Here is a 26,650-nt window from a genome sequence, read left to right as displayed (position 1 = left end):
AGACCTCCTGTCGGTGGCAGTCACCAGGTTCAACGAACGAGGCCCCGCAAATGCTCCCAAAACCCGCAGAGGTGATGAACGCCCCCGGCCCTCGGCCCCATAGACTTCCACCCGATGCGGGCGCACAAGTCGAAAACAGCAATCCTCCTGCTGGTCAGCACGGTGCTGGCCCTCGCGGTGTTGATCAGCGACCAGTACCTGCCCGGACTGCCGCTGCAACCCAAGCAGCTCCCGGCCGCGGTCGTGACCCTCGGCGACAGCACGCTGTCCGGCGAGGGCGGCGGCCGGTACGAGGCGGGGACCAACGGCGAGCGGGACAACTGGTGCCACCGGTCGGCGGCCGCGCCGATCAACCAGCTCCGGCTCCCGCCGGAGGTGACCCGCATCAACCTGGCCTGCTCCGGCGCGCGGACCGACCTGGTCGGCGCGGACCCGGAACCCGGCCACGCCGAAGGCTCCCAGTCCCGAAGGCTGGCGGATTTGGCGCAGCAGTACCGGATCACCGACGTCGTGGTGCAGATCGGCGCCAACGACGACCCGGGCTTCACCGACGTCGTCAACCAGTGCGTGGAGGCCTGGGTGCGGCAGGCGCCGGAGGGGTGCGCGGCGTTGATGCGCACCGCGTGGCCGCAGCGGGTGGAGCAGATGAAGCCGAAGGTCCTGGGCGCGCTGAACGACATCCGCGCGGCGATGGACAGCGCGGGCTACACACCGAGCAGCTACTCGCTGATCGTGCAGTCCTACGCCTCGCCGGTGGGCCCCGGCGTCAAGCCCGAGCTGCAGGACCTGTCCGGTTGCCCGTTCCTGACCGGTGACCTGGAGTGGATCCGGGACACCGGGGTGCCGCAGCTGTCCGCCGGCCTGCAGGAGGTCGCGCGGCAGGCGAACGCCCGGTTCCTGGACCTGTCGCGGGCGGGCATCGGACACGAGGCGTGCACGGGCAACCCGAGGACCGCGGACGGCGAGTGGTTCACGAGGCTGACGGTCGACTGGGCGAGCCTGCAGGACGAGCAGCGCGCGGCGCACGCGATGCAGGAATCCTTCCACGCCAACGCCGCCGGGCACGCCCAGCTCGGCCGCTGCCTCGGCGAATTCATGGCCGCGGAAGACCCGGCGGCGCTGTGCTTACCGGACGAGCGCGGCAACCTCCGCGCGGTCCCGGAGCACGTCGCGGCCGCCCAAGCCCACCCCTGATCCCAGGCAACGACCGGATACGGCCCGGCCCAATTTTAGGCAAAATCGGAAACGCACCCACTCCCGGACCGCGGCGGGAAAGCTCCCAATTTCAGGCAAAATCGGGTGCTCACCATCGCGCCTGGGACCGGGGTCGCCTTGGAGAGCGCCCAATTTTAGGCAAAATTGGGCGCTCTCACTCGGTCTTTCGTGGCCGTGGCCGTCAGATCGCCGGGGGGCGGTGTTCGAACGGGGTGGACAGGACCACCGTCGTCCGGGTCGACACCTTCGCGGCCTCCCGGATCTGCCGCAGCAGTTCTTCCAGGCCCAGCGGCGAGGTCACCCGCACCTGCAGGATGTAGGACTCGTCGCCCGCCACCGAGTAGCACGACTCGATCTGCGGCAGGTGCTCCAGGCGCTGCGGGTAGTCGTCCGGCGCGGCCGGGTCGATCGGCGTCAGCGAGATGAACGCGGTCAGCGGCAACCCGATCTGGTCACCGTCCACTTTGGCCGTGTAGCCCTGCAGGGCGCCGCGCTGCTCCAGCCGGCGAACCCGTTGGTGCACCGCGGAAACGCTCAGCCCGACGCGCTCGGCCAGGTCGGTGAAGCTGCACCGGCCGTCCCGCGCCAGCTCGCGCAGGATGGCGCGGTCGGTGGCCTCCAGCCCGCCCGGGGTTGCGGATCTTTCGCTCACGCCGGCAGCACCACCAACTCGTGCGGCTGGTTGTTCACGCTCTCCACGCCGTCCTCGGTGACGATGACGATGTCCTCGATACGCGCGCCCCAGCGACCCGGCAGGTAGATGCCCGGCTCCACGCTGAAGGCGATGCCCGGCTCCAGCGGCGCGGCGTTGCCGCCGACGATGTAGGGCTCCTCGTGCACGTCCAGGCCGATGCCGTGCCCGGTGCGGTGCACGAAGTACTCGCCGAACCCCGCGGCGGCGATCGGCTCGCGGGCCGCGGCGTCGATCGACTCGGCGGTCGCGCCCGGCCGCACCGCCTCGACGGCGGCGCGCTGCGCGGCCTCCAGCACGGCGTAGGTCTCGCGGACGTCCGCCTGGGCGGGCTCGCCCACGCTGTAGGTGCGGGTGCAGTCGGAGTTGTAGCCCTCCGCGATCGGGCCGCCGATGTCGACGACGACCACGTCGCCGCGCTCGATCACCCGGTCCGACACGTCGTGGTGCGGGCTGGCGCCGTTCGGCCCCGAGCCGACGATGACGAACGCCACCTCGGTGTGGCCCTCTTCGATGATCGCGGCGGAGATGTCGGCGCCGACCTCGGCCTCGGTCCGGCCCGCCTTGAGGAACTCCGCCATCCGGGCGTGCACCCGGTCGATGGCGGCCCCGGCCTTGCGCAGCGCCTCGATCTCGGCGGCGTCCTTGCGCATCCGCAGCTCGCGCAGCACGGTCCCGGCCAGCACCTGCTCGGCGTCGGGCAGGGCGGCGCGCAGCGGGATGGTGTGCAGCGCGGGCATCACGTCGGCGACGGCCAGCCGGGACGGCTCGCCGCCGCGACGGGCCAGGTCGGCCACCATCGCGTGCGGGTCCTGACCGTCGACCCAGGTCACGACCTCGATGCCGAGCTCCGCCAGCGGGATGTCGGCGAAGCCGGGCTCCTCCAGCTTCGGCACGACCAGCGCGGGCCGGCCGTCGGCCGGGAGCACCAGGCAGGTCAGCCGCTCGTGCGACTCACCGCCCGCGCCGAGGAGGTAGCGCAGATCGGAACCGGGCGAGATCAGCAGCGCGTCGAGTTTCGCCGCGGCTGCGGTTTCGGCGGCCTTGGTGAGGCGGGCCGCGAGCACGGATGGATCCTGCTTGATCGAGACGGTGGCCATAGCTCCCAAGCCTAATCCCGGGGCGGCGACCCAACGCCCGGCCGGTCCGGTTCACGCCACCGGGGTCGTGAGTGCTTTGGCCCGCCATAGCGCTCCAAAGCACTCACGACCCCGCGAGCGGCGGAAATCGCGCCCCGACGGCTCAGGCCGGGGCCTTGTCCAGGTCCTGTTCGAGCAGGGCGACGAGCTCGTCCAGGGCGGCCTCGTCGCCCGAGAGCTCGACCTCCTCGCCGTGCTGGGCGCCCAGCGACATCAGGCCGAGCATGCTGCTCGCGTCTACCGGGTCACCGGCCACGTCGTCGACGACCTTGGCGATCGTGACGGGCGTGGCCTGCGCCGCCGCGGCCTTGGCGAGCAGCGCGGCGGGGCGGGCGTGCAGGCCGACCGAGGCGGCGATGCGGACTCGACGTTGCATTGCTGTTCCTCTCCGGATCCGGGGTTGGTTCGCGGTCGTGAGCGGAAATGGCTGCTATGGCGACCAGAACCGCTCACGACGGGTGTCAGGCCGGGGCGGCGGACGCGGCCTCGGGAGCCGGTTCCTCGGCGTCCTGGCGACCGAGTCGCTTGGCGAAAAGCACCGCCGCCGCCGCGACCACGACGCCGATGACGATCGCGGCCAGGTACATCAGCGGATTGCCCACCAGCGGCGTCACGAAGATCCCGCCGTGCGGGGCGCGCAGCGTGGCGCCGAAGGTCATCGACAGCGCGCCCGTGGTCGCCGAGCCGAGCACGATGGACGGGATCACCCGCAGCGGGTCGCCCGCCGCGAACGGGATCGCGCCCTCGGTGATGAACGACGCGCCGAGCAGCCAGGCGGCGCGACCGCTGGCCCGCTCGGCCGGGCTGAACAGCTTGCCGCGCACCGCCGAGGCCAGGGCCAGCGACAGCGGCGGGACCATGCCCGCGGCCATCACGGCAGCCATGATCTCCAGCGACGCCGTCGTGCCGATGCTCAGGCCGCCGACGGCGAAGGTGTAGGCGACCTTGTTGATCGGCCCGCCCATGTCGAAGGCGATCATCGCGCCGAGCAGGGCGCCCAGCAGCGCCGCGTTGGCGCCGGACAGGCCGGTGAGCCAGCCGGTGAGCGCCGTCATGGCCAGCGCGATCGGCTTGCCGAGCACCACGAACATCAGCCCGCCGACCACCAGCGAGCCCAGCAGCGGCAGCACCACCACCGGCATGATCCCGGCGATCCCGCGCGGCACCTTCACCTGCTTCAGCCCGGCGATCACGGCACCGGCCAGCAGGCCGGCGACGAGGCCGCCGAGGAAGCCCGCGCCGACGGTCACGGCCACCGCGCCGCCGACGAAGCCGGGGGCGATCGCGGGCCGGTCGGCGATGGCGAAGGCGATGAACCCGGCCAGCACCGGCACCAGGAACTCGAACGCCGTCGTGCCGATCTGGTTCGCCAGCGCCGCCCAGCTGAGCAGGCTCGCCGGGTCGAAGACCTCGGTGACCGGCGGCGCGTCGGTGATCTGGTAGCCGCCGAGCGCGAAGCTCAGCGCGATCAGCAGACCGCCGGCGGCCACGAACGGGATCATGTAGCTCACGCCGGTCATCAGCCACTGCCGCAGCCGGGTGCCGAAACCGGCGCCCGCGACGACCTTGCTGGCCAGTTCCGGCTCGGCGGCAGCGGCTTCCGGCTCGGCGGCCGGTTCCCGCTGTGCGGCGTCGGCGGCCTGGGTCAGCAGGCCCGCCGCGTCGTTGATGGCCTGCTTCACGGAGACCTCGACGACCGGCTTGCCCGCGAAGCGCTCCCGGTCCCGGACCCCCACGTCGGCGGCGAAGATCACCGCGTCGGCCGCGGCGATGTCCGCCGCCGACAGCGGCGTCGAGCCCGCCGAGCCCTGGGTCTCGACCAGCATCTCGTCCCCGGCGGCCTTGGCGGCCTGCTCCAGGGCCTCGGCCGCCATGTAGGTGTGCGCGATGCCGGTCGGGCAAGCGGTGACGGCTACGTACTTCACGGCGCGACCTCCTCGCGCACGTACTTCGCGAGCTCGGCCGCGTCGGTGGCGTCCAGCAGCGTCTGCTTGAACTCGGCGCGCACCAGGCGCCGGGCCAGCGCGGCGAGCACGGTCATGTGGTCGGCGCCGCCGCCTTCCGGCGCGGCGATGAGGAAGATGAGCTTCGCCGGGCCGTCTTCGGCGCCGAAGTCGACGCCGGCGGTGCTGCGACCGAAGGCCAGCGTCGGCGCGGTCACCGCCGAGGAGCGGCAGTGCGGGATGCCGATGCCGCCCTCCAGGCCGGTCGGCATCTGCTGTTCGCGGGCTTCGATGTCGGCCAGGAAACGGTCGATGTCCGTGACGCGACCCGCGGCGACGAGCCGCTCGGCGAGGTCGCGCACGACGGCCCGCCGGTCGGTGCCGGCCAGGTCCAGTTCGACGAGGTCCGAGGTGATCAGTTCGGTAGTCATGCCGCCACTCCGCTGAGGCTCACTGTCTTGTCCACTGCATCCATCCGCACCCGCAGCGGGTGGATGTCGTCCGGGCCGGGCATCCGGCTGCCCGCCAGCCCGACCGCCGCCGTCCCGTAGGCGACGGCGGTGCGCAGGGCGGCCGGCCCGATGCCGCCCGCCCGCAGGAATCCGGCGAGCATCGCGTCGCCCGCACCGACGGTGCTGCGCACCTCGGTCGCGGAGCTCGTGGCGTGCCAGGTGCCGGTCTCCGCGACCAGCACCGCACCCAGCTGCCCGAGGCTCACCAGCACGGTCGCCACGCCGCCGGCCCGCAGCCGGTGCGCGACGTCCAGCACGTCACCGAGGTCCCGCAGCGGGCCACCGGCCAGCTCCGCGAGTTCGGCGAGATTGGGTTTGACCAGGTCAGGCGCGGCCTGACAGGCCAGTTCGAGGGGATGTCCCGAGGTGTCGACGGCGACTCGCGCCCCGGCGCGCCGCGCCGCGGCGGCGATCCGGGCGTGCAGGTCGTCCGGGCAACCGGCGGGCAGGCTGCCGCAGGTCACCACCCAGCCCGCCCGGCCGGCCTGCTCGGCGGCGACGCGCTCCAGCGCCGCGACCTCGGCCGGCGTGAGTTCCGGGCCGGGCTCGTTGAACTTGCTCGTGGTGCCGTCGGCCTCCACCACCGCGATGTTGCTGCGGGTCGGGGCCTGCACCGGCACCTCCACCACCGGCACCGCCTCCGGCGCCAGCAGCTCGGCCAGCTGCGCGCCCGCCGCGCCCCCGGAGGGCAGCACGGCCAGCGTCGGCACCTCCGCCGCGGCCAGCGCGCGGGCCACGTTCACGCCCTTGCCACCCGGGTCCAGGCGGGTCCGGAGGGTGCGGTGCACCGCACCGGGCACCAGCCGGTCCACCTGGACGGTGCGGTCCAGGCTCGGGTTCGGCGTCACGGTCACGATCACGCCAGCACCACTTCCGCTTCGATCTGCTTCAGCTCGTCGAGCGCCGCCTCGTCGAGGCCCTCGTCGGTCACCAGGACGTCGATCTCGGACAGCTCGGCGAACCGGCTGAACTGGTCGTCGCCGTACTTGCTGTGGTCGGCCAGCAGCACCCGCTTGCGGCAGGCGCGCACCATCGCCGCCTTGACCGCGGATTCCGCCGGATCCGGGGTGGTGCAGCCGCGGGCGGCCGAGAAGCCGTTGGTGCCGAAGAATCCGACGTCGATGGTCAGGCCGCGCAGCACGTCGAGCGCCCAGGACTCCACCGTCGCCAGCGTGGTGCCGCGGATCCGGCCGCCGAGCAGGTGCAGGCTGTAGTTGTTGCGGGTGGCGAGCTGGTTGGCCACCGGCAGCGAGTTGGTGACGACAGTGAGCTCGCGGTCGGCGGGCAGCAGGCCGGCCAGCCGCGCGGTCGTGGTGCCCGCGTCGAACAGCACCGTGCCGCGGCTGGGCACGCGGTCCAGCGCGGCCCGCGCGATGCGTTCCTTCTCCCCCGCGTTGGTCTGGTCGCGCAGCGAGACGCCGGGTTCGAAGTCGAGCCGCTCGACCGGGATCGCGCCGCCGTAGACACGCCGCACCAGGCCTTGGCGTTCGAGCGCGGCGAGGTCGCGACGGATGGTCTCGGGTGCCACCTCGAACTCGGCCGCCGCGGCCGTGACGTCGATGCGCCCGTCGCGTCGTGCCCGCTGCGCCAGGAGCTGCTGGCGCTCCGCCCCGTACATGCCCGTTGTCCTCCGGTTAATGTTTGGTGTTGCCTGATTGTGCCCCTTGTTGCCATATTGTCAAGGCTTCGAGAACGCGAGGGAAACCTCCAGCACGATGGGAGTGGTCGATGTCCACGCTGCAGGGGGTCGGGGTCAGCCCCGGCAAGGCGGCAGGCCCGGTCCTGTGGGTTCGTGACCGGTTGCCCGATCCGGCGCCCGGTCCGGCGCCTGCCGATCCGGCGGCCGAGGCGGCGCGGATCCGCCCGGCCGCGGAAGCGGTGGCGCAGCGGCTGCTCGCCCGGTCGGAGGCTGCGACCGGCGAAGCGAAGGCGGTGCTGGAGATGACCGCCGCGATGGCCGCCGACCCGGCGCTGCTCGGCAACGCTGAGAAAGCGGTCGCGCAGCGGGGCCTGCCAGCACCGCGCGCGGTGTTCGAGGCGGCCGGGGAGTTCGCGGAGCTGCTGGCCGCCTCCGGCGGATACCTCGCCGAGCGGGTGCGGGACGTGCACGACGTCCGTGACCGGCTGGTCGCCGAGCTCACGGGCACCGCCCCGCCGGGCGTGCCCGAGCTGACCGCTCCGGCAGTGCTGGTGGCCCGCGATCTGGCCCCGGCCGACACCGCCGACCTGGATCCCGGCCTCGTGCTGGCACTGGTGACCGAGGAGGGCGGCCCGACCAGCCACACCGCGATTCTCGCGCGGGCACTGGGAATTCCGGCCGTAGTCGCCGTGCGCGGCGTGCTCGCGGCAACGGCGGCGGGAGCGCGCGTGGACGGCGCAGTGGGCACCGTCGAGCTGCTGGAGCACGCCGTCGCACCCGAGTCGGCCGACCGCGTCGGCGCGCGGTGGAACGGCTCCGGCAGCACCGCAGACGGGCACCCGGTCAAGCTCCTGGCCAACATCGGTTCCGCCGCCGACGCCCGGGCCGGAGTTGAGGCGGGCGCCGAAGGATCGGGCCTGTTCCGCACCGAGTTCTGCTTCCTGGACGCCGCGGTCGAACCCGACGCCGAAACCCAGCGGCAGGCGTACGCCGCCGCGCTGCGGCCGTTCGCGGGCAAGCCGGTCGTGGTTCGCACCCTGGACGCCGGGGCGGACAAACCCTTGCCGTTCCTCGACATCGCCGGCGAACCCAACCCCGCGCTCGGGGTGCGGGGTCTCCGGGTCGCCTTCGACCGGCCCGAGCTGCTGGACCGGCAGCTCACCGCCATCGTCGCCGCGGCCGCCGAGACCGGGGCGGTGGTGTCGGTGATGGCACCGATGGTCGCGACCGCGGGCGAGGCGGCGTGGTTCGCCGAGCGCGCCCGGGACGCGGGCGTCGAGCGCGTCGGCGTCATGGTCGAAACGCCCGCTGCCGCGCTCTGCGCCGACGAGATCCTGGACGTCGTGGACTTCGTCAGCATCGGCACCAACGACCTGGCGCAGTACACGTGCGCGGCGGACCGCATGACCGGCGCGCTGGCCGCCTTGAACGACCCATGGCAGCCCGCGTTGTTGCGCCTGATCGCCGGGCTCGGCCGGGCGGGCCGGGAGCGCGGCAAGCCGGTCGGCGTGTGCGGCGAAGCGGCGGCGGACCCGATGCTGGCCGGCGTCCTGGTGGGCCTCGGCGTCACCAGCCTGTCGATGACCGCGGCGGCGCTGGCGACCGTGGGCGCCGCGCTGGCCGAACGCGGCCTGCCCGACTGGCAGGAGGCCGCCCGGCAGGCCGTCGCGGCACCGGGCCCGGCCGAGGCGCGCAGCCGGGCCGGTCGCAGCCTCGAACGGGGCTGACCGACTGCGGCGAACGGCCCGTTCACCTCGCCGAAAGGCACGAACGGGCCGTTCGGTCGCACATTTTCGACCAATTCGCTTGACAAGAACAAATAATGCTGTCCGACTGAATGCGAATAGCCGCAGATCAGCAATTCGAGAATTTGTCAAATTTCCCTCATTGCCGATTCTGTGGTGTAGTTTGCGTGCACCACCGAGAAGTGGATTCGATTTGTGCCGAACAGGCACGCAAACCACGTGGAGCAGCCATGACCTTTCTGGTGACCGGTGCGACCGGCAGCGTCGGCAGGCACGTCGTCGAGCACCTGCGCAGCGCCGGCGCACAGGTGCGGATCATGACCAGGAATCCAGGCACCGCAGGGTTTTCCCCGGATGTGGAGGTGGTCCGCGGGGACCTCGGCGAGCCGGGGACGCTGGCGGCGGCGCTGGACGGCGTCGAGCGCGCGTACCTCTTCCCGCACGACGGCGCGGCGGATTTCGCGGAATTGGCGAAAAGCGCCGGAGTGCGGCGGATAGTCGTGCTGTCGTCGGCGTCCGCGGCGGCGGAGAACAAGCGCGCGCACAACGCCGATAGCCACACCTGGCACCGCGCGGTCGAACGCGCGGTGGAGGATTCCGGCATCGAATGCACCGCTGTCCGGCCGGGCGCATTCGCGGGCAACTCGCTGATCTGGGCGGGCGCCATCCAGGCGGGGACCGCGGTCCGCTCGGCGCACGGCAGCGCCACGCAGGCGCCGGTCCACGAGGCCGACATCGCCGCGGTGGCCGCGACCGCGCTGCTCGAAGACGGCCACGCCGGCGCGAAGTACGAGCTCAGCGGCCCGGCCGCGATCTCCATCGCCGACCAGGTGCGCACCATCGGCGAGGCGATCGGCCGGGACATCCCGTTCGAGGCGGTGACCGCCGAGCAGGAACGCGCGGAGCTGGCCGAGTTCATGCCCGAGGACGTGGTCGACATGCTGCTCGGCTACTGGGCCGAGTCGGTCGACCGCCCGGATCCGGTCCTGCCGACCGTCGAGCAGGTCACCGGCCGCCCGGCGCGCAGCTTCGCGCAGTGGGCGGCCGAGCACACCGCCGACTTCCGCTGATCCCGCGCCGCCGAGGAGGCCGACCTTGACCGAACGCCTGATCCGGGCGGGCGACGTGCGGTTGTGGAGCGAGGACCGCGGCGATCCCGCCGCCCCACCGGTGCTGCTGATCGCGGGCGACTGCCAGTCCGCGCTGTTCTGGCCCGAGGAGTTCGTCGCGGCGCTGGTCGCCGACGGGCTCCGCGTGATCCGCTACGACCACCGCGACACCGGGCGGTCCACCCACCTGGACTTCGCCACCCACCCGTACACCTTCGACGACCTCGCCGCCGACGCCCGCGCGGTGCTGGACGGCTGGGGGGTCGACGCGGCGCACGTCGTCGCGTTCTCGATGGGCGCCGGGCTCGCCCAGCTGATCGCCGTGGACCACCCGCGGCGCCTGCTGAGCCAGGCGCTGATCTGCACGCACGAGCTGGGCGTCGACCTGGCGGCCAACATCGCCCGCGCCGCCGCGGGCGAGGAGTCCCCGGACGGCCTCCCGGTCCCCACCCGGCGCCTGTTCGACGTGCTGGACCTGCACGAGCCCACGACCGGCCCGGCGGCGGAGCTCGACCTGCGGGTGGCCTCCTGGCGGATCTTCGCCGGCGACGAACTCCCCTTCGACCAGGCGGAGTTCCGGCGGCGCGAGCGGCGCGCCATGGACCACGCCGGGACCTGGCGGCCGAGCACCAACCACGGCCTGGTGTCGGAAGGACTGGTGACGCGCGGCCCGGAACTCGCGCGCGTCAGCACGCCGACGCTCGTGGTCCAGGCGCCGCTGGATCCGATCAGCCCGCCGCCGCACGGCCGCCACCTCGCCGGAGCGATTCCCGGTGCGCGGCTGGTCGAGATACCCGGCATGGGGCACGCGTTGCCGGGTGCCGTCCTGGCCCCGCTGGCGGCGGAGGTGCGCGCGCACATCCGCGGGTCGCACCCGGCAGGCCGCGCACATCCGCCGACGACGACGCGACAGACTTGACAGACACTTTTTCTTGAACCGGGGCATCCCCGCACGCTGCCGCATCGGCACACGCGCCTTGATGTCCTTGAGAGCTTTCGCGCGGGACTTCGCGAAATCCCGAATGATCTGCTGCTGCGGCACCGACGCACCGCAACGCAACCACTCATGCTCTCCACGCCAACCGGTCAAAAGCTTGTCCAGTCGCGCGGGCCCGCACCTCTCATCCGCCCTGTGCGCCTCACGAGAGGCGGCAACGGACTGGTTCCACACCCAGCGGCACCGGTCCCATTCCAGAAGCAGCGCTGTACGTGCGGTTGAGGACAGGCGAAGGCGGTAGGTGTACCGGGGCGTGTCCGCAACCACCGCTTGCCGCCATGAAGATCATAATAGATCTTGACCTATGTAGATCAACATCGGCCTGACGACCTCCCTCCTCTTTGAAAGCGGGGCATCCGCGTTACGTTGTTCCGGTGACTGGTCCCCTGATGCTCGTCGATTCGGCCGGGTTGTGGTTCCGCTCGTACTACGCCCTGCCGGACTCGCTGACCGCGCCGGACGGCACGCCGGTGAACTCGGTGCGCGGTTTCTGCGACATGCTCGCCAAGCTGATCACCGACCGGCGCCCGTCCCGGCTGGTGGCCTGCCTGGACAACGACTGGCGGCCGCAGTTCCGGGTCGACGCCCTGCCGTCCTACAAGGCGCACCGCGTCGCCGAGGACGATCCCGACGCCGAAGAGGTCCCGGATTCGCTGTCCCCGCAGGTTCCGGTGATCCTCGAAGTGCTCGACGCGGCGGGCATCGCCACCGCCGAAGCGGAGGGCTACGAGGCCGACGACGTCATCGGCGTGCTCGCCGATCGCGAGGAGAAGGACGCGGTGGAGGTCGTCACCGGCGACCGGGACCTGTTCCAGCTGGTGCGCGACCGGCCCACCTCGGTGCGGGTGATCTACGTCGGCGCGGGTCTGGCGAAGGCGCAGGACTACGGCCCCGCGGAGCTCGCCGATAAGTACGCCCTGTCGGCCGACCGCGCCGGGGACGACTACGCGGAAATGGCGGTGCTGCGCGGAGATCCGTCGGACGGGCTGCCCGGGGTGGCGGGCGTCGGCGAGAAGACTGCGGCGAAGCTGATCACCCAGTTCGGCTCGCTCGAAGCGCTGTTGGCGGCGGCGGCCGGCGGCGACTCCCGCCTGACGCCGCGAGTCCGCGGCAAGCTCGCGGACGCCGCCGACTACCTCTCGGCGGCCCCGTCGGTGGTCCGGGTGGCGCGCGACGCACCGGTGGTCATGGACCGCGCGGACGACGCGCTCCCGCAGCCCCCGGTGGACATCGACCGGCTGCGCGCGCTCCAGCAGACCTGGGGCCTGGGCGCGAGCATCGACCGCCTCATCGCCGCGCTCACCGCATAGCCGCAACGACCGAAGGGCGCCTTCCCCTTGCACAGCAAGGAGAAGGCACCCTTCGTCATTTTCAGTCCACTGTGGAGTTCTACTGGAAGTGACGGTCGACTTCGGTCGGGTCGTGCGCGCAGAACACGTCGATCCGATCGCGGTGGGCGGCCACGAGCATCACGCCTGCTCCGCCCGAACGCCCTCCAGCAGGTCGGCCAGCTGATCGCCCACCGTTCGCAGCGCCGCGACGTCCCGCTGGACCTTGCAGAGCAGGAGCGCGCCTTCGAGCATCGACAACGCGATCACCGCGAGCTCCTCCGCCCGCGCCACCGGAATCCCCCAGCCTGCGAACGCCGCCGCCAGACCCACCAGCCAGGTCCCGTACGCGCCGTCGCACGCCGACCTGACATCCGGGCTGTCCGCGCTCGCCTCCAGTGCCACGGTGGCCACCGGGCAACCCCTGCTGAAGTCCGATTCCTCCAGCGCCTGCGCGAAGTGCGCCATCATCGCCGCCACGGCTTCGCGCGGCCCGCTCGCCTCCGCCAGCACCGCGGCCAGCAGCTCGGCCACCTGCCGGCCGGACGCCTCGACGGCTTCGGCGGCGAGCTGCTGCTTGCCGCCCGGGAAGTGGAAGTACAGCGAGCCCCGAGGCGCCTCGGCCTCGGCGAGCACCTGGTTGACGCCGGTGGCGTGGTAACCCTGCCGCCGGAACAGCTCCATCGCGGTGTCGAGCATCTGCTGCTTCGTCTGCGCACCTTTCCTCACGCAGAAAATATGACACTCGGTCTACATATTTTCAAGCCGAACGCGCGAGCTTAGGGCCGCCGCGGCAACCCGAAGCACTCGCGCGCGGTCAGAAATTGGTGCCGCACCAAGGCGTTTCGACCGCGGCGAACAGCCGGTCCGCCGCGGCGACCGCCGCCGGGTCACGCGCCTCGATCCGGCCGGCCGCCACCAGCCCAGACGCCTTCTGGTCGCCCAGGTACAGCGCCGCGAGCGCCGCAACGTCCAGGACGAGCTGGGGTTCGTCGGAACACCGGTCCACGCCGTCCGGGCCGACCCGGTAACCGCCGTCGTTGTGCGGCAGGAACTCGTCCCGGACCTCGATCACCACCGGATCGGCCGGGCCGAAGGTCCGCGCCCGCAACGCTTCTAGCACGTCCACCAGCCGCAGCCACAGGTCGTCGTCGACGCTGGTGACGCGGCACTGGCGACGATCCGCCAGCCACCACTCCAGCGGCTCGTCCAGCGGCCGGCCGTGGCCCACCACCCGGTCCACGAGGTCGACGCCGAGCAGGAACCGCCACAGCTGGACCGCCGCCGTCGCGTTCGCCGACTTCAGGTCGTAGACCTGCAGCGCGTTGACGTCGTCGGCTTTCGTCGCCTCGTACAGGGCGAAACCGTCGTCCAGCCCGTCGCCGCCGGTGTGCACCGCGATCAGGACGCCGTCGCCGAGCCACGACCGCTGCCCCGCCCACCACGCGTCGTCCCGGCCGATCTGCCCCGGCCGGTCCTGGGCGCAGCGCTGGTAGATCGCGGGCAGGATCGGCGCCGCCTCGTCCTGGTCCAGCACCCGCACCCGGCCGCCGACCGGCGCGTCCTCCCGCAGCGCCGCCCGGCGGCGGTCGAGTTCCACCGTGCGGCTGCGGCTGACCACGCCGTAGCCGTACCGCTCGTAGATCACCGCTTCCGAGGCGTGCAGCATCGCCACCGCCTCGCCGCGCCGCCGTGCGTCTTCGAGCTGCTCCCGCATCAACGACGTGAGCACTCCGCGCCGGGTCCGGTCGGCGCGAACGCCGACCCCGGTCACCGCGCCGACCGGGAGCCTTCTCCCACCGGGCACCGTGACGACGTTCGTCGTCGCCATCGCCGTGCCCGCAAGCGCGCCGTCGACGAACGCACCCAGCACCCGCCCCGGCTCGTAGCGCCCGGAGTTCCGCTCCCACTCCTCGTCCTTCGACGGGCGCCACAGCAGGGCGCGGCGGAACAGATCGTGGGCTTCGCGGAACTCCGATTCGGCCAGGGGCCGCACTTCATGACCGGTCACGCCCACGATCTTCCCGGTCGGATCCGCCCGGGTCGACCGATTTTCACCTGGGGTGGCCGACCTCGTAGACGCCCTTCTCGTTCTTCACCGTCACGGTCACGGTCTTGGGCTGCGAATCGACGGTGACCTTGCAGTCGAAGCGGTGCCCGACGGCCACCCGCTGCCCGGCGGGGCAGCTGACCTGGCCGACCCCGGTCATGCCGTAGGAACTCCGCAGCGTCTGCGAAACGCCCTTCTCGACGCTGGCCGAGTCGAAGACCGGTTTCACGAACCAGCCCGGCGTGATGAAGCCGAGGACCAGCACCACGAGCGCGAGGATCACCACGATGATGCCGGCGGACACCCACGGCAGCGCCGAACGCTTCTTCTTCTTCGGCCCGAACTCGTCGAACTGGCCGAAGCCGCCCTGTTGCGGGAACTGGGCGCCGCCGGGCGGGTACGGCTGGCCGTAGCCGTACTGCTGCGGCGGTTGCTGCGGTGGCGGCGGTTGCGGCGGTCGCTGCGGCGCGAAACCACCCGGCTGCGGATAGCCCGGCGCCGCCGGCTGCATCCCAGGGCCCTGGGGTTGCGGCCCCCACTGGGGATAGCCCCCCGGCGGACCGTAAGGGGACGACATCTTCTACCTCCGGACGATTCTTCACCTGACCGACGTTCCCGACGCCAGGAAATCCAACCACAACCCACCGGCCGCCCGAATCGGCCGGGCGGCCGCCACGTCACACCGCGCCGGCGGCGACCACACCGCGCCGGATCGCGGCGACCGCCTTAGCCGCCGCCGAACCCACCGGGTCCGCCACGCCGACGACCTCGCGGACCTGGTCGAGCAGGTCGATGACCTGGCGGCACCAGCGCACGAAGTCGCCCGCCGACAGCTCGTGCCCGCTGGACTCGGCGGCGGTGAGCACCTTCTCCAGCGACTCGCCGCGCGCCCAGCGGAACACCGGCCAGGCGAAACCGGCGTCCGGCTCGCGCGTGCGGTCCAGCTTGTGCCGCCGCTCGTCGTCCTCCAGCTCCGCCCACAGCCGCCAGGTGGCGGCCAGCGCGTCGCTGACCGGGCCGGACGGCACCTGCGGCGCCAGGCCCTCCCGCCGCGACTCGTAGACCAGCGACGACACCACGGCCGCCAGCTCGGCCGGGCCCAGCCCGCGCCACGTCCCGACCCGCAGGCACTCGGCGGCCAGCAGGTCCGACTCGCTGTAGAGCCGGGACAGCCGCCGCCCGTGCTGGGTGACCTGGCCCTCCGACGAGCCCGCCACCGGCAGGTAGTCCCGTTCGGTCAGCAGCGCGACGATCCGGTCGAAGGACCTGGCCAGCGAGTGCGTGGTCGCGGCGACCTTGCGCCGCAGGTTCTCGTTCTCACCGCGCAGCCGCTCGTAGCGCTCGGCCCACCGGGCGTGGCCCTCGCGCTCGTCGCAGCCGTGGCACGGATGCGCCTTCAGTGCCCGCCGCAGCGTCGCCAGCTCCGCGTCGTCGGTCGCGTCGGAACGCCGCCTGCCGCGCCCGCCGGAGGCCTCGAGGCCGGTGTTGCGCAGCGAAGACGCCAGATCCCGGCGCGACCTCGGCGAGCGGGTGTCGACGTGCTTCGGCAGCTTCATCTTGCCCAGCGGCTCCACCGGCGAGGTGAAGTCGGCGACCGAAAGCCGCCCCGACCAGCGGTCCTCGGTGACCACCAGCGGCCGTGGCTCGCCCATCGGCTCCAGGCCCGGGTCGATCACCACCGCCAGCCCCGAGCGCCGCCCGGCGGGCACCGAGATGACGTCGCCCTTGCGCAGCTTCTCCAGCGACTTGGCCGCCTCCGCGCGCCGCGACTGCCGGTTCTGCCTGGCCAGGTGCTTCTCCCGTTCGGAAACGCGGCGGCGCAGGTCGAAGTACTCCTCGAAGTCGCCCAGGTGGCAGTGCATCGACTCGGCGTAGCCGGTGAGCGCCTCGCTGTTGCGGTCCACGCGCCGCGACAGCCCGACCACCGACCGGTCGGCCTGGAACTGCGCGAACGACTGCTCCAGCAGTTCCCGCGCGGCGTCCTGGCCGACGCGCTGCACGAGGTTGACGGCCATGTTGTAGCCGGGCCGGAACGACGAGCGCAGCGGGTACGTGCGGGTGGAGGCCAGCCCGGCGACCTGCTTCGGGTCGACGCCCGGCTGCCAGACGACCACCGCGTGGCCCTCGATGTCGATGCCGCGCCGCCCGGCCCGGCCGGTGAGCTGCGTGTACTCGCCGGGGCTGAGGTCCACGTGCGATTCGCCGTTGAACTTCACCAGCCGCTCCAGCACCACCGTGCGGGCGGGCATGTTGATGCCCAGCGCCAGCGTCTCGGTGGCGAACACGGCCTTGACCAGGCCGCGGACGAACAGCTCCTCGACGGTCTCCTTGAACGCCGGCAGCAGCCCCGCGTGGTGCGCGGCCAGCCCGCGCTCCAGCGCCTCCCGCCACTCCCAGAAGCCCAGCACCGCCAGGTCGCTCTCCGGCAGGTTGGCGGTGTGCTCGTCGATCACCTCGCGGATCTCGTCGATCTCCGCTTCGGTGGTCAGCCGCAGGCCCGCGCGCATGCACTGGGCGACGGCCTGGTCGCAGCCGTTGCGGCTGAAGATGAACACGATCGCGGGCAGCAGCCCGGCGGCGTCCAGGCTGGTCAGCATCTCCACCCGCGACGGCGGGGAGAACCGGGGCGGGCGCGGGCCCTTGCCCTTGGCGTTCGGCCCGCCGCGCCGGCCGCCGTAGGGCAGGTGCACGCGGGCGAGCTGCTGGGTGTGCCGAAGCAGGTTCGGGTTGATCTGCAGTTCCCGGTCCGCGGTCTCGCCGCCGAAGAGGTCGAACATCCGGGAGCCGACCTGCATGTGCTGCCACAGCGGCACCGGCCGGTGCTCGTCGACGACCACCGTGGTGTCGCCGCGCACCTCCTGCAGCCACTCGCCGAACTCCTCGGCGTTGCTCACCGTCGCCGACAGGCTCGCGACCTGCACGTACTCCGGCAGGTGCAGGATCACTTCCTCCCACACCGCGCCGCGGAAGCGGTCGGCGAGGTAGTGCACCTCGTCCATCACGACGTAACCGAGCTGGTCGAGGCTGCGGGAACCCGCGTAGAGCATGTTGCGCAGCACCTCGGTGGTCATCACGACCACCTGCGCCTCGCCGTTGATCGAGGTGTCGCCGGTCAGCAGCCCGACCGCGTCGCTACCGTGCCGCTCGCACAGGTCGGCGTACTTCTGGTTGGACAGCGCCTTGATCGGCGTGGTGTAGAAGCACTTCCGGCCCTCCTTGAGCGCGAGGTGCACGGCGAACTCGCCGACCACGGTCTTGCCGGCGCCCGTGGGCGCGCACACCAGGACGCCGCGCCCGGCCTCCAGGGCCTGGCAGGCGGTGTTCTGGAACGGGTCGAGTTCGAAGGACATCCCCCCGGCGAACTCCGCTAGCGCGGGATGCGCGCTGCGGCGGGTGTGCGCCGTGAAGGCGTCGGCCGGGGACAGCTTGGTGGGGTTGGAACGGCTGGCAGCCACACCCCAAGGTTTTCACATCACCCCGACCGCCGTCGCGGTTGGCTGATTCCAAGCTCATTTTGCGTGGCGGTGTGGGTAGCGGCCCCCCCTGCGGGAGCTACAGAGGCCTTCTCGCTGTGGGATCCCCGACATCATGAATGACCAGGTCACGAACCCACCACGGTGAGCGCGCCGGGGACGCAGCGCATGCTCAGCGGTAGGCGGGCCTGCGGTTCTCCGTCCGCGTAGGCCATCCAGCCGTTCTCGCCGCCCAGCCGCACGCGCTGCGCCCGCAGCGTGAGCACCGCCGGGTGCTCGACGTGCCGCCCGGTCCGCAGCGACGGCAGGATCCGCACCAGGTCGCGCCGGGCGACCTCGCCGACCACCGTCAGGTCGAGGAGCCCGTCGCGCGCGTCGGCGTCCGGGCAGACCGGGATGCCGCCGCCGTAGCAGGCGGTGTTGCCGACCGCGACGAGCGTCGCGATCAGCTCCGTCGTGCCCGCGTCGGTCTCCACCCGCAGCGGCATCGGCCGGAGGCCCAGCAACTCGCGCACCACCGCCAGGTCGTACCGGCGCTGTCCGCGCGGCCAGCGCATCCGGTTCGCCCGCGCGTTGACCCGCGAGTCGAATCCGGCGCACAGCACCGTCGCGAACCAGCCGCCGCCCGCGACCTTGCCGAGATCGATGCGGCGCCGCTCGCCCGTGCGCAACGCCTCCGCCACCGCCCGCGCCGCCGCGACCGGGTCGCGCGGCACGCCGAGCCCCCGGGCCAGGTCGTTGCCGGTCCCGGCCGGGATCAGGGCCAACGCCGTCGCCGACTCCGCGCACGCCTGCACCGCCAGGTGCGCGACGCCATCGCCACCCACCACCGCGAGCACATCGGCGCCGTCGGCCACCGCCCGCTTCGCGGCGTCGGCGGTGCCGCGGGCATCGGCGGCGAGCACTGTCTTCACGTCGCAGACGCCGCGAAGGTGGCCGACGAGTTCGCCGACCACCTTCGCGGAGAGTCCACCACCGGCAGCAGGGTTGATCACCAGGACGCAGCGCACGAGGCAAGATCCTTACCCACACGCCCCTGCCTTGGCCAGTGCCCCAGGTCCCCGTTGCTGAGCTGTGCCGCAATTTCCATTGAAATCAGAGGTTCGATTTCAATGGAAATTGCGGATCTCAGGTTGCGTCGTCGTGCTGCTTCGGGGTTGCGGACGGCGTGGTGTCCAGCTCGGAGGCCCGGAAGTCGACCTTCGACGCCTCGTCCGGGCTGAGCCCCGCCAGGCCCTGCCCCTCGAGCTTCTTGGCCCGGCGCTTGTCGTTGAACTTGCAGATCACCATCGCGACGGTGAACAGCACGCACAGCGCGGCCGACAGCGCCAGCATCGAGAACGGGTCCTGTCCCGGCGTGGCGATCGCGGCGAACACGAACAGCGCGAAGACCAGGCCCCGCCACCAGCTCTTCAGCTTGGCGTAGCTGACGATCCCGGCCAGGTTGAGCATCACCAGGATCAGCGGCAGCTCGAAGCTCACGCCGAAGATCACCAGCAGGAGCAGCATGAAGCTGATGTACTTGCCACCGGTGAGCGCCGTGAAGAACGCGTCCCCGCCGAACCCGGACATGAACCCCAGCGCGGTCGGCAGGATGTAGTAGGCGAGCACCGCGCCCGCGACGAACAGCACGGTCGCGCAGGCCACGAACAGCCGGGCGAACCTGCGCTCCTTGGAATACAGCCCGGGCGTGATGAACGCCCACAGCTGGTAGAGCCACACCGGGCTGAACAGCACCGCACCCACCGACACGCCGACCTTCAGTGTCAGCATGAAGATCTCGAACGGCTCGGTCTGCAGCAGCTGACACGTCCCGTTCGGGCTCAGCCGTTGGGTGACGGGCAGCTGGCAGTACGGCTCCAGCAGGACATCGCTGAGCGTGGGCAGCCCGTAAATCGAGTTGGAGAACCACCAGATCCCGAAGATCGCGCCGACCGTCACCGCCACCACGGCCACGCCCAACCGGTACCGCAGCTCGTAGAGGTGATCGACGAGCGTCATGGTGCCGTCGGGGTTGTGCCTGCGGCCCCACCGACGGCGACCTTTGCGGAACGGGTTCAGGCGCCCCAGTGCACTGGCACCCACCTTGTTGTTCCCGTCCTCAGTCAGTTCTTGGAGTCGTTGCGCTGCTTCTCGTCGACCGCGGACGTGACCGGGGGCGCGCTGGACTCACCGGCGGTCAGCTCCGGCTTCGGCTCCCGCTCGGACTTCTCCTTCTTGGCCGCTTCCTCGTCGGCCTTCATGCCGCGCGCCTCGGCCTTGAAGACGCGGGCCGACTGGCCGAGCGAACGGGCCATCTGCGGCAGCTTGGTGGCACCGAAGAGCAGCACCAAGACCAAGACGATGAGGATCAGTTCCCAGCCACCTGGCAAACCCATTCGTGTCCAACCTTTCGTGATGTCCCTGCAGGCGCAATGGTACGCAAGACGGGAGTCGACAAATAGGGCCGTTGCGCGTCACCGGTTGCGACGTTGGGCGAACGCCACCTTCAAACCGGCCACGCGAGCCTTCACCAGGCCGCTGCGGTCGTCGATGTCGTGGAACACCTGCCGCTGCACGGCTTTGAACCTGCGCAGCTCCCGGAACAACCGGACCAGCAGCAGCGCGAGCAGGACCAGGCCCACGACCAGCAGGACGAGACTCCACACGTACGGCACGTCGGTAACGGTATCCCGCTCAGGTGGACGGAAGGTGACGCGCCCGCGTCAACGCGTCTTCCGCACGTTGACGCACGTCACACGCCAGCTCGTCGGGGCTGAGCACCCGCGCCTGGCCGCCCAGGCCCAGCAGCAGCCGGGTCATCCACGACCGGTCCGAGTAGCGCATCCGCACCCTGGCCCGGCCCTGCGGCAGCTCGACGAGCTCGTCGACCGGGTAGTACTCGGCCACCCAGCGCGCGTCGGGCTCCAGCTCCACCTCGGCGACGAGCTGGTCCGGCGCCGGCCGGAACAGCCCCTCCGAGACGTCGGTCGGCTCGGCCTCCGACGGCGGCTGCGCGGCCTCGGCCAGCACCTCGACGTCGTCGATGCGGTCCAGCCGGAACATCCGCACCCCGGCCGCGCTGCGGCACCAGGCCTCCAGGTAGCTGCGCCCGTCGATGAGCAGCAGTCGCATCGGGTCGACGGTCCGCTCGCTGATCTCGTCGCGGGAGGCCGTGTAGTAGCGCATCCGCAGCGCGCGGCGACGCGTCGTCGCGTCCTGCACCGCCGACCGCACGCCCGGGCGCACCGCGCCTTCCCGGCCCTCCAGCCCGACCACGACGCCGGCCGGGCGAGCCTGCCCGACCGCGTTCTCCACCTTCGCCAGGGCGCGCTGCACCGCGTCGGTGTCCGCGATGCCCGGGGTGTCGGCCAGCGCCCGCAGCGCCACCAGCAGCGCCGTCGCCTCGGACGCGGTGAGCCGCAGCGGCCGCCGCATGCCCGCGTCGTAGGTGACGGTGATCGAGTCGCTCTCGAAGGACAGGTCGATCAGGTCGCCGGGCCCGTAGCCGGGCAGCCCGCACATCCAGAGCAGCTCCAGGTCCTTGCGCAGCTGCTGCTCGGTGACGCCGAAGTCGGCGGCGGCGTCGGCGATCGGGATGCCCGGCCGGCTCAGCAGGTACGGCACCAGCGCCAGCAGCCTGGGCAGCCGTTGGGTCGCGCTCGTCATCGGCCCTCCCCCACCTGGTCGACGACGTCCAGGTGGATCTCGTGCACCGTCTTGCGCAGCGTGTCCGGCTCCAGCACCACGACGTCCGGCCCGTACCCGGCGAGCCAGCTCGCCGCCGACTCCGGGTAGTTCAGGTCGATCTCCAGCACGTCGCCCTCGTCGCCGCCGAGCTCCATCCGGTCCACGACGGTCGCCCGGCGCCGCAGCCCCTGCGCACGGCCGGCCGCGGCCCATACCCGGGCCAGCGTGGCCGGTGGCGGCTCGCGGTGCTCGCCGGCGACGAACCGCAGCAGGTCGGTGTCCGGCGGGCGCTGCACCTGCCCGGTGGGCCCCACCGCCTTGGCCTGCCCCTGGATCCGGGACAGCCGGAAGCAACGCGGCGCCTGCCGGTCGCGGTCGTGCCCGACCAGGTACCAGCGGCCGCGCCAGGACACCACGCCCCACGGCTCGACGGTGCGGCGGTGCACGTCGGGGCTGCTCGGGCGCCGGTAGTCGAACTCCACCACCCGGCCCGCCTGCACCGCGGCCAGCAGCGGCGCGAACGCCGGCTCGCTGGTGCGCACCTTCGGCTCGACCGCCGCCGAGGAGCGCTCGTCGACGTCGACCCCGGCGGCGCGCAGCTTCAGCAGCGCGCCCCGGGCCGCCGAGGTGAACTCCGGGGAGTCCCACAGCCGCACCGCGAGGGCGACCGCGGCGGCCTCGTCGGGCTCCAGGTCGATGTCGCCGAGCTCGTAGTCGCGGCGGGCGATCCGGTAGCCGTCGGCGGCGTCGAAGGCGGAGTTGCGCCCGGTCTCCAGCGGGATGCCCAGGTCGCGCAGCTCGGCCTTGTCGCGTTCGAAGGTCCGGAAGAAGGCCTCGTCGGTGGGCGCGCCGGCATAACCCGGCACGATCGCCCGGATCCGCTCAGCGGTGAGGTACTGGCGCGTCGACAGCAGGCACAGCACCAGGTTCACCAAGCGTTCAGCACGCACAGTGGCCACTTCGAAAGCCTAGCCCCGCTGTATTCGATCATGTGTTTGGGTCCGGTGCGCGATGCGTCCAGCGGTGCAGCCGGGACCGATGTGGCGGCGGTGCGGTAAGAAGACTTGCCCCCGCACGCACCCCCGACCGGAAGCCGGAGCCGTCCTTGCCGACCGAGCACGATGCCGAGACGCTCGCGGCGCTGCGCGCGATCGCCGAACAGATCGCCGCCGCCGCGCCCCAGGGCTGGCGGCGCGCGGTGCTGCGCGGATTCGCCACGGGCGGAAGCGGTTCCGGTCATCACGGGTTCTGGTACGAGCCGGAGCCGCCCGGCGAGACCGGCGAGCTCGACCTGCACGAGGCGCTGTGCCGGGTGCACGAGCTGGAGCGGGCCGGGGACCGGCTGAGCATCGAGCTGGTGGTCCGCCCGAACGGCAGGTTCGAGGCGCTCACCAGCGAATCGCTGCGGCGCCCGACCCGGCCCGACCGCACGGGCTTCACCTACCTGCTGCGCCCCGGCGAACTGCCCGCCGAGCCCGCCGACTTCCAACCGGGGCCGGCGGACCCGACGCAGGCCGGCGACCCGCTACACGCGTTGGAGCTGCTGGACGGCTATCTCGCGCGGCGCGCCGAGATCCTCGACCGCCCCGAGCGGCTACCGCAACCGCTGGAAGCAGACGAGCGGGAGTTCCTCGAAGACCGGCTGCCGGTGCCGCTGCCCGCAGATCTGCGGGCGCTGTACGGCCGGATCAACGGCGACCGGCGCGCCGGCCTGCTGCACGGGCACGAATGGCTCGGGCTGAACAAGGTCGTCGCGCTGAGCGACCCGGCGGACCGCTGGTGGGCGGTGCGCGACTGGGAGCGGCTGCTGTTCCGGGAGCTCCGCTACGACTCCCGGCCGGCCGGTGCGGTGCGCCGGGCGGTGGACCGCCCCGGCTGGCTCCCGTTCGCGCACGACACTGGCGGCGCCTTCCTGGCGGTGGACATGGATCCCGGCCCCAACGGCCGGCCGGGACAGGTGATCCGCGTCGGCATGCGCCAGGACGACGGTCCGGTCTACGTCGCCGACTCGGTGACCAGCCTGCTCCAGCGCCACGTCGACGCGCTGGCGGACTACTCCTACCAGTACCGCGGCGGCGAGCTGCGGTTGTTCATGGCGGAGCAGCCGGAGCCCGCCGAAGGCCGCGAACTGCGGGTGGAGGGCGATTCGGCCCGGCTGCGCGACATTCCCCCGGCGGTCCAGCGGCTCGTCATCGCCAACACCGACCGGGTCGACCTGGCACCGCTGCGCGGGGCGCCGTCGCTGCTCGAAGTGGAGCTGATCGACTGCCTGGCCGCCGACCTCTCCGCGCTGCGCGGCACCCCGGTCGAGGTGCTGACCGCCGAGCTCGACGGCATCGATCTCGCGCCGCTGGCCGCGCACCCGACGCTGCGAGTGCTGCGGCTGACCACCGGCCGGCCGGTCGACCTGAGCCCGCTGCGCGACTGCCCTCGGCTGTACGGACTGGACCTGGCCCGGGCCGAGATCGGCGATGTGGCCGTGCTGACCGAATTGGACGGGGTGCGCCACCTCAGGCTCAACGAGCGCCAGTGGGACACGTTGCGGGAGACGGCGTCCCACCCGGCGGGCCTGGCCGCCGCCGAACTGAGCGGTTCGCCCGCGCTGCGCGACGCGGCCGCGTGGGCCGAAACCCTCGTCGACGAACCGGATCTCCGCTACACCCGGAGCCGCTGCGAGCCGCCGGCGGGCCCGCACACCTCGCTGTGGCGGCGGCTGCTGCTGCGCCTGCGGCGCCCCTGACGCCTTGACCGGATCACTATAGTATTCGTCAGCAACTTGGAGCGATCGCGTCCCCGCCGAACGACCGGGAGGCCGGGCATGGGAACCGACGACCGAGCCGCCGTGCCGCAGGGCGGGATCACCAGCGGGCACGTCGAAGTGCGGGTGCACTGCGCCGCGCCGCTGCCCCGGGTGTGGGCGGCGATCACCGAACCCGCGAACGTCGAGCAGTGGTTCGGCTACCTCGCCGGACCGTTGCGCGTCGGCGAGGAGAACCGCGTCGACTTCGGCGACGGGGACTTCTTCGTCCTGGTGCCGCGGCGGATCGAGCCGCCGGAGCTGGACTTCGAGTGGCGCTTCCTGGGCGTCGCCCGCCAGGAGCTGATCACCTGGCGGCTGGCGCCGACCGCGGACGGCGTGTCGGTGACCGTCCGCGACCACGACGACCGCCGGTCCCCCGCCGAGGCCGCCGAAATGCTGGAGGGCTGGACGGATTTCCTGTCCCGCCTGGAACGGCACCTGCGCACCGGCAAGAACACCCGCTACGGCTGGCGCGATGACATCGACGGTTCGGTGGAGCTGCCGGCCGGCGATTTCCACCCGCTGCGCGAATCCGAGTTGTACGAATGGCTGCCGATCGCCAGCGACGGTTTCGAACCGAGCTGGTTCTTCGTGCTCGACGAGGAAGGCCCGCGCCGGTTCCGGATCCGCGACTGGGCGCTGACGCAGGACCGCCTGCTGACCTTCACCGTGGAAATCCCGGACTCGCAGCATAATCCGGCGTGCACCGTGCGGTTGCGGGAAGCGGCCGGTGAAACCTGGAAGCTGAGCTTCGCCCACACCGGCTGGACCCGGCTGGGCTGGTCCGCGCAGCGCGCGCAATCGGTGCGCCGCCGGTTCGCCGCCACCTGGATCGCGGCCCTGGAGTCCGCCCGCACCCGCGCCGCGTGAATCGTGAGCGTTTTGGATTGCCATGGCGATCCAAAACGCTCACGAGTTTTTCCGCAACGCCAGTCGGCAAGTTGGGAGAAGCCCTTCGGGGCCGGTCGTCAATACCTTCGGAAGGGTCGAAACAGCCCGACGCCGAAAGGAATCAGTGCAATGGCGATCGATTTGTGCAACAAATCTCCCGGCGCACTCGCCGAGCACCACCCGGGCCGCTGGGACGCCGCCGTCCAGGATCCGAAGGCACTGGAGGACCTGGCCACCGAGCAGAAGGACGCGCTGAACTTCGCGTACCGCACCACGCTCAGCAACGTCGACCCGCGGTTCGTCGCCGGCGACCCGGCGGCGTGGGCCAGCGACTTCGGTTACGCCCTCGACCGCGTCGCCATCCGGCTGGACAACCGCAGCAACGACCAGCTGCGGGAGCAGGCGTTCCAGCACCCCGACCCTGCGATGCGCGAGCAGGCCCTGTTCGAGTACGCCGACCGCGATCACGAGGACGCGGTGGCGCTGCTGGCCGAAGCGGCCCGCACCGACCAGGACCGGCAGGTGCGGTGGGATGCGCTCTGGGCCATCGAGAAGCTCGGTGGGCCGACCGCGATCGCGGCGCTTGGCGAGTTCCTGACCGACGACGACCCGGAGATCGCCGAGTGGGCGAAGCTGTTCATCAGCGAGCTGCAGACCGGCGACCCGGCGTTCGACGGACGATCCGGGCTGTACACGCCGGACCGCACCTTCGACGAGACGATCTTCCTGCTGATCCACTGCGACCTGTACGTGCGCCTGGACCCGTCCAACACGCACTGGGGCAAGATCTCCTTGGCACCGCAGGGACTCGCGCGCATCTACGGCCAGGCGCACGCCTGCCCGAACGTGGCCACCAGGGAGAAGCAGCTGGTGATCGCCAAGACCATCGACGGGCTGCACCAGGACGGCTCGCCGCACTGCGACAACTACCTGTTCCGCGGGTTCACCGACCGCACCCGCCGCGACCGGGGGAACTTCTTCTTCGAGTCGCTGGTGCCCCGGACGTTCTTCAAGTCCGGGCAGGCCGATGACCCGAGCCAGGGCGTCCGGCAGGCCAACATCGGCTTCGCCCGCTACGGCACCTGGCACCTGGAGCCACGGTTCCAGGTGCGGGAGGAGGCCGCGATCCGCTACGTGCGCGGCCGGTTCCAGGGCTGGGGCTACGTGGACCTGAGCCGGATCGCGGGCAAGTCGCTGGAAGAGGTGCTGGTGCCCGGCAACGGCGTGCTGTCCACATTGCACGATCCCGAGGTCGGGCCGATGACCAACGCCTTCATCCTCGGCACGTTCAAGGGCAAGCTCAACGACTGGGACGGCGACGGCACGATCGACCTCAACTCGCGCGACGTCTACTCCACAGTGGACGGCGAGATCGACATGGACCAGGACGGCGTCGCCGACCGGCCCGGCCTGACCTGCTGCGACCACACCGCCCTGATGCCCTGAACC

The 26,650-nt window shown here is 71.9% G+C and carries 25 protein-coding genes; 8 read left to right on the top strand and 17 right to left on the bottom strand.

Going from position 1 to position 26,650, the window contains the following annotated elements; genetic code table 11:
- Window positions 1-114: 114 nt before the first annotated feature.
- A complete protein-coding gene (locus tag E1288_RS03685; protein ID WP_132480694.1) occupies window positions 115-1,194 on the top strand; it encodes a GDSL-type esterase/lipase family protein in 1,080 nt (359 codons plus the stop codon).
- A 202-nt stretch (window positions 1,195-1,396) separates the two neighbouring features.
- On the opposite strand, the gene E1288_RS03680 is transcribed toward E1288_RS03685, so the two are convergent.
- The 7 genes from E1288_RS03680 to E1288_RS03650 form a co-directional block, all read right to left on the bottom strand.
- A complete protein-coding gene (locus E1288_RS03680) occupies window positions 1,397-1,867 on the bottom strand; it encodes an Lrp/AsnC family transcriptional regulator (protein WP_281247343.1) in 471 nt (156 codons plus the stop codon).
- Entirely contained in the window at window positions 1,864-3,006 is a 1,143-nt protein-coding gene (locus tag E1288_RS03675; RefSeq protein ID WP_132480691.1) for a M24 family metallopeptidase, read from the bottom strand. The genes E1288_RS03680 and E1288_RS03675 overlap by 4 nt, the downstream gene beginning before the upstream one ends.
- 142 nt (window positions 3,007-3,148) lie before the next feature.
- On the bottom strand, window positions 3,149-3,421 hold the full coding sequence (locus E1288_RS03670; protein ID WP_132480689.1) for an HPr family phosphocarrier protein: 273 nt from the start codon (window positions 3,419-3,421) through the stop codon (window positions 3,149-3,151).
- Window positions 3,422-3,506: 85 nt separating this feature from the next.
- The gene (locus E1288_RS03665; protein WP_132480686.1) at window positions 3,507-4,970 is read right to left on the bottom strand and encodes a PTS fructose transporter subunit IIC; all 1,464 of its coding nucleotides are present in this window, start codon (window positions 4,968-4,970) and stop codon (window positions 3,507-3,509) included.
- Window positions 4,967-5,419, bottom strand: coding sequence for a PTS sugar transporter subunit IIA (locus tag E1288_RS03660; RefSeq protein WP_132480683.1), 453 nt, complete (start codon window positions 5,417-5,419; stop codon window positions 4,967-4,969). The genes E1288_RS03665 and E1288_RS03660 overlap by 4 nt, the downstream gene beginning before the upstream one ends.
- Entirely contained in the window at window positions 5,416-6,360 is a 945-nt protein-coding gene (gene pfkB, locus E1288_RS03655) for a 1-phosphofructokinase (RefSeq protein WP_132480680.1), read from the bottom strand. The genes E1288_RS03660 and pfkB overlap by 4 nt, the downstream gene beginning before the upstream one ends.
- Complete coding sequence (locus E1288_RS03650; protein ID WP_132480677.1) at window positions 6,357-7,118, bottom strand: DeoR/GlpR family DNA-binding transcription regulator; 762 nt, start codon at window positions 7,116-7,118, stop codon at window positions 6,357-6,359. The genes pfkB and E1288_RS03650 overlap by 4 nt, the downstream gene beginning before the upstream one ends.
- A gap of 110 nt (window positions 7,119-7,228) precedes the next feature.
- Here E1288_RS03650 and E1288_RS03645 point away from each other — a divergent pair, with 110 nt between their 5' ends.
- The 4 genes from E1288_RS03645 to E1288_RS03625 all read left to right on the top strand — a co-directional run bounded on the left by E1288_RS03645 (window position 7,229) and on the right by E1288_RS03625 (window position 12,300).
- Window positions 7,229-8,866 (top strand): phosphoenolpyruvate--protein phosphotransferase, encoded by a 1,638-nt coding sequence (locus tag E1288_RS03645; RefSeq protein WP_132480674.1) that lies wholly within the window; start codon window positions 7,229-7,231, stop codon window positions 8,864-8,866.
- Between the two features lie 248 nt (window positions 8,867-9,114).
- Window positions 9,115-9,954, top strand: a complete 840-nt coding sequence (locus E1288_RS03640) for an NAD(P)H-binding protein (protein ID WP_132480671.1) — start codon at window positions 9,115-9,117, stop codon at window positions 9,952-9,954.
- Between the two features lie 25 nt (window positions 9,955-9,979).
- Window positions 9,980-10,912, top strand: coding sequence for an alpha/beta fold hydrolase (locus E1288_RS03635; protein WP_132480668.1), 933 nt, complete (start codon window positions 9,980-9,982; stop codon window positions 10,910-10,912).
- A 467-nt stretch (window positions 10,913-11,379) separates the two neighbouring features.
- A complete protein-coding gene (locus E1288_RS03625; RefSeq protein WP_132481082.1) occupies window positions 11,380-12,300 on the top strand; it encodes a 5'-3' exonuclease in 921 nt (306 codons plus the stop codon).
- Between the two features lie 159 nt (window positions 12,301-12,459).
- Here the strand turns inward: E1288_RS03625 and E1288_RS03620 are convergent, their stop codons facing one another.
- The 10 genes from E1288_RS03620 to E1288_RS03575 all read right to left on the bottom strand — a co-directional run bounded on the left by E1288_RS03620 (window position 12,460) and on the right by E1288_RS03575 (window position 22,469).
- Window positions 12,460-13,047: a TetR/AcrR family transcriptional regulator gene (locus tag E1288_RS03620; protein WP_235883314.1), complete on the bottom strand. Its 588-nt coding sequence runs from the start codon at window positions 13,045-13,047 to the stop codon at window positions 12,460-12,462.
- Between the two features lie 88 nt (window positions 13,048-13,135).
- Complete coding sequence (locus E1288_RS03615; RefSeq protein ID WP_132480665.1) at window positions 13,136-14,329, bottom strand: GNAT family N-acetyltransferase; 1,194 nt, start codon at window positions 14,327-14,329, stop codon at window positions 13,136-13,138.
- Window positions 14,330-14,372: 43 nt separating this feature from the next.
- Window positions 14,373-14,879 (bottom strand): DUF4333 domain-containing protein, encoded by a 507-nt coding sequence (locus E1288_RS03610; protein ID WP_235883313.1) that lies wholly within the window; start codon window positions 14,877-14,879, stop codon window positions 14,373-14,375.
- Between the two features lie 166 nt (window positions 14,880-15,045).
- The gene (locus E1288_RS03605; protein ID WP_132480659.1) at window positions 15,046-17,823 is read right to left on the bottom strand and encodes a DEAD/DEAH box helicase; all 2,778 of its coding nucleotides are present in this window, start codon (window positions 17,821-17,823) and stop codon (window positions 15,046-15,048) included.
- Window positions 17,824-17,969: 146 nt separating this feature from the next.
- On the bottom strand, window positions 17,970-18,851 hold the full coding sequence (locus tag E1288_RS03600; RefSeq protein WP_132480656.1) for a diacylglycerol/lipid kinase family protein: 882 nt from the start codon (window positions 18,849-18,851) through the stop codon (window positions 17,970-17,972).
- Window positions 18,852-18,969: 118 nt separating this feature from the next.
- Window positions 18,970-19,926, bottom strand: coding sequence for a twin-arginine translocase subunit TatC (gene tatC / locus E1288_RS03595; RefSeq protein WP_165967974.1), 957 nt, complete (start codon window positions 19,924-19,926; stop codon window positions 18,970-18,972).
- 20 nt (window positions 19,927-19,946) lie between these two features.
- Window positions 19,947-20,219 (bottom strand): Sec-independent protein translocase subunit TatA, encoded by a 273-nt coding sequence (gene tatA, locus E1288_RS03590; RefSeq protein ID WP_132480653.1) that lies wholly within the window; start codon window positions 20,217-20,219, stop codon window positions 19,947-19,949.
- Between the two features lie 78 nt (window positions 20,220-20,297).
- Window positions 20,298-20,498: a bacteriophage holin gene (locus E1288_RS03585; protein ID WP_132480650.1), complete on the bottom strand. Its 201-nt coding sequence runs from the start codon at window positions 20,496-20,498 to the stop codon at window positions 20,298-20,300.
- A gap of 19 nt (window positions 20,499-20,517) precedes the next feature.
- Window positions 20,518-21,489, bottom strand: coding sequence for a helix-turn-helix transcriptional regulator (locus E1288_RS03580; protein ID WP_132480647.1), 972 nt, complete (start codon window positions 21,487-21,489; stop codon window positions 20,518-20,520).
- Complete coding sequence (locus E1288_RS03575; RefSeq protein WP_132480644.1) at window positions 21,486-22,469, bottom strand: helix-turn-helix transcriptional regulator; 984 nt, start codon at window positions 22,467-22,469, stop codon at window positions 21,486-21,488. The genes E1288_RS03580 and E1288_RS03575 overlap by 4 nt, the downstream gene beginning before the upstream one ends.
- Window positions 22,470-22,615: 146 nt before the next feature.
- Between E1288_RS03575 and E1288_RS03570 the strand changes: the two genes are divergently transcribed.
- From E1288_RS03570 to E1288_RS03560, 3 genes are all read left to right on the top strand, one after another.
- Window positions 22,616-24,250, top strand: a complete 1,635-nt coding sequence (locus E1288_RS03570; protein ID WP_165967973.1) for an SMI1/KNR4 family protein — start codon at window positions 22,616-22,618, stop codon at window positions 24,248-24,250.
- A 78-nt stretch (window positions 24,251-24,328) separates the two neighbouring features.
- The gene (locus E1288_RS03565) at window positions 24,329-25,180 is read left to right on the top strand and encodes an SRPBCC family protein (protein ID WP_132480637.1); all 852 of its coding nucleotides are present in this window, start codon (window positions 24,329-24,331) and stop codon (window positions 25,178-25,180) included.
- 150 nt (window positions 25,181-25,330) lie between these two features.
- A complete protein-coding gene (locus E1288_RS03560; RefSeq protein WP_132480634.1) occupies window positions 25,331-26,647 on the top strand; it encodes a HEAT repeat domain-containing protein in 1,317 nt (438 codons plus the stop codon).
- Window positions 26,648-26,650 lie beyond the last annotated feature (3 nt).

Source organism: Saccharopolyspora elongata (assembly GCF_004348985.1).
GTDB lineage: Bacteria > Actinomycetota > Actinomycetes > Mycobacteriales > Pseudonocardiaceae > Saccharopolyspora > Saccharopolyspora elongata.
Note: the sequence above shows the minus strand (reverse complement) of the source record. Positions and strands in the feature narration are given on the sequence as shown.

What these genes read in the sequence shown, in the direction of transcription:
- E1288_RS03685 (WP_132480694.1), top strand. Translation starts at nt 115, where the DNA reads ATGCGGGCGCACAAGTCGAAAACAGCAATCCTCCTGCTGGTCAGCACG.
- E1288_RS03675 (WP_132480691.1), bottom strand. Translation starts at nt 3,006, where the DNA reads ATGGCCACCGTCTCGATCAAGCAGGATCCATCCGTGCTCGCGGCCCGC.
- E1288_RS03670 (WP_132480689.1), bottom strand. Translation starts at nt 3,421, where the DNA reads ATGCAACGTCGAGTCCGCATCGCCGCCTCGGTCGGCCTGCACGCCCGC.
- E1288_RS03660 (WP_132480683.1), bottom strand. Translation starts at nt 5,419, where the DNA reads ATGACTACCGAACTGATCACCTCGGACCTCGTCGAACTGGACCTGGCC.
- E1288_RS03650 (WP_132480677.1), bottom strand. Translation starts at nt 7,118, where the DNA reads ATGTACGGGGCGGAGCGCCAGCAGCTCCTGGCGCAGCGGGCACGACGC.
- E1288_RS03645 (WP_132480674.1), top strand. Translation starts at nt 7,229, where the DNA reads ATGTCCACGCTGCAGGGGGTCGGGGTCAGCCCCGGCAAGGCGGCAGGC.
- E1288_RS03640 (WP_132480671.1), top strand. Translation starts at nt 9,115, where the DNA reads ATGACCTTTCTGGTGACCGGTGCGACCGGCAGCGTCGGCAGGCACGTC.
- E1288_RS03625 (WP_132481082.1), top strand. Translation starts at nt 11,380, where the DNA reads ATGCTCGTCGATTCGGCCGGGTTGTGGTTCCGCTCGTACTACGCCCTG.
- E1288_RS03610 (WP_235883313.1), bottom strand. Translation starts at nt 14,879, where the DNA reads ATGCAGCCGGCGGCGCCGGGCTATCCGCAGCCGGGTGGTTTCGCGCCG.
- tatA (WP_132480653.1), bottom strand. Translation starts at nt 20,219, where the DNA reads ATGGGTTTGCCAGGTGGCTGGGAACTGATCCTCATCGTCTTGGTCTTG.
- E1288_RS03580 (WP_132480647.1), bottom strand. Translation starts at nt 21,489, where the DNA reads ATGACGAGCGCGACCCAACGGCTGCCCAGGCTGCTGGCGCTGGTGCCG.
- E1288_RS03565 (WP_132480637.1), top strand. Translation starts at nt 24,329, where the DNA reads ATGGGAACCGACGACCGAGCCGCCGTGCCGCAGGGCGGGATCACCAGC.
- E1288_RS03560 (WP_132480634.1), top strand. Translation starts at nt 25,331, where the DNA reads ATGGCGATCGATTTGTGCAACAAATCTCCCGGCGCACTCGCCGAGCAC.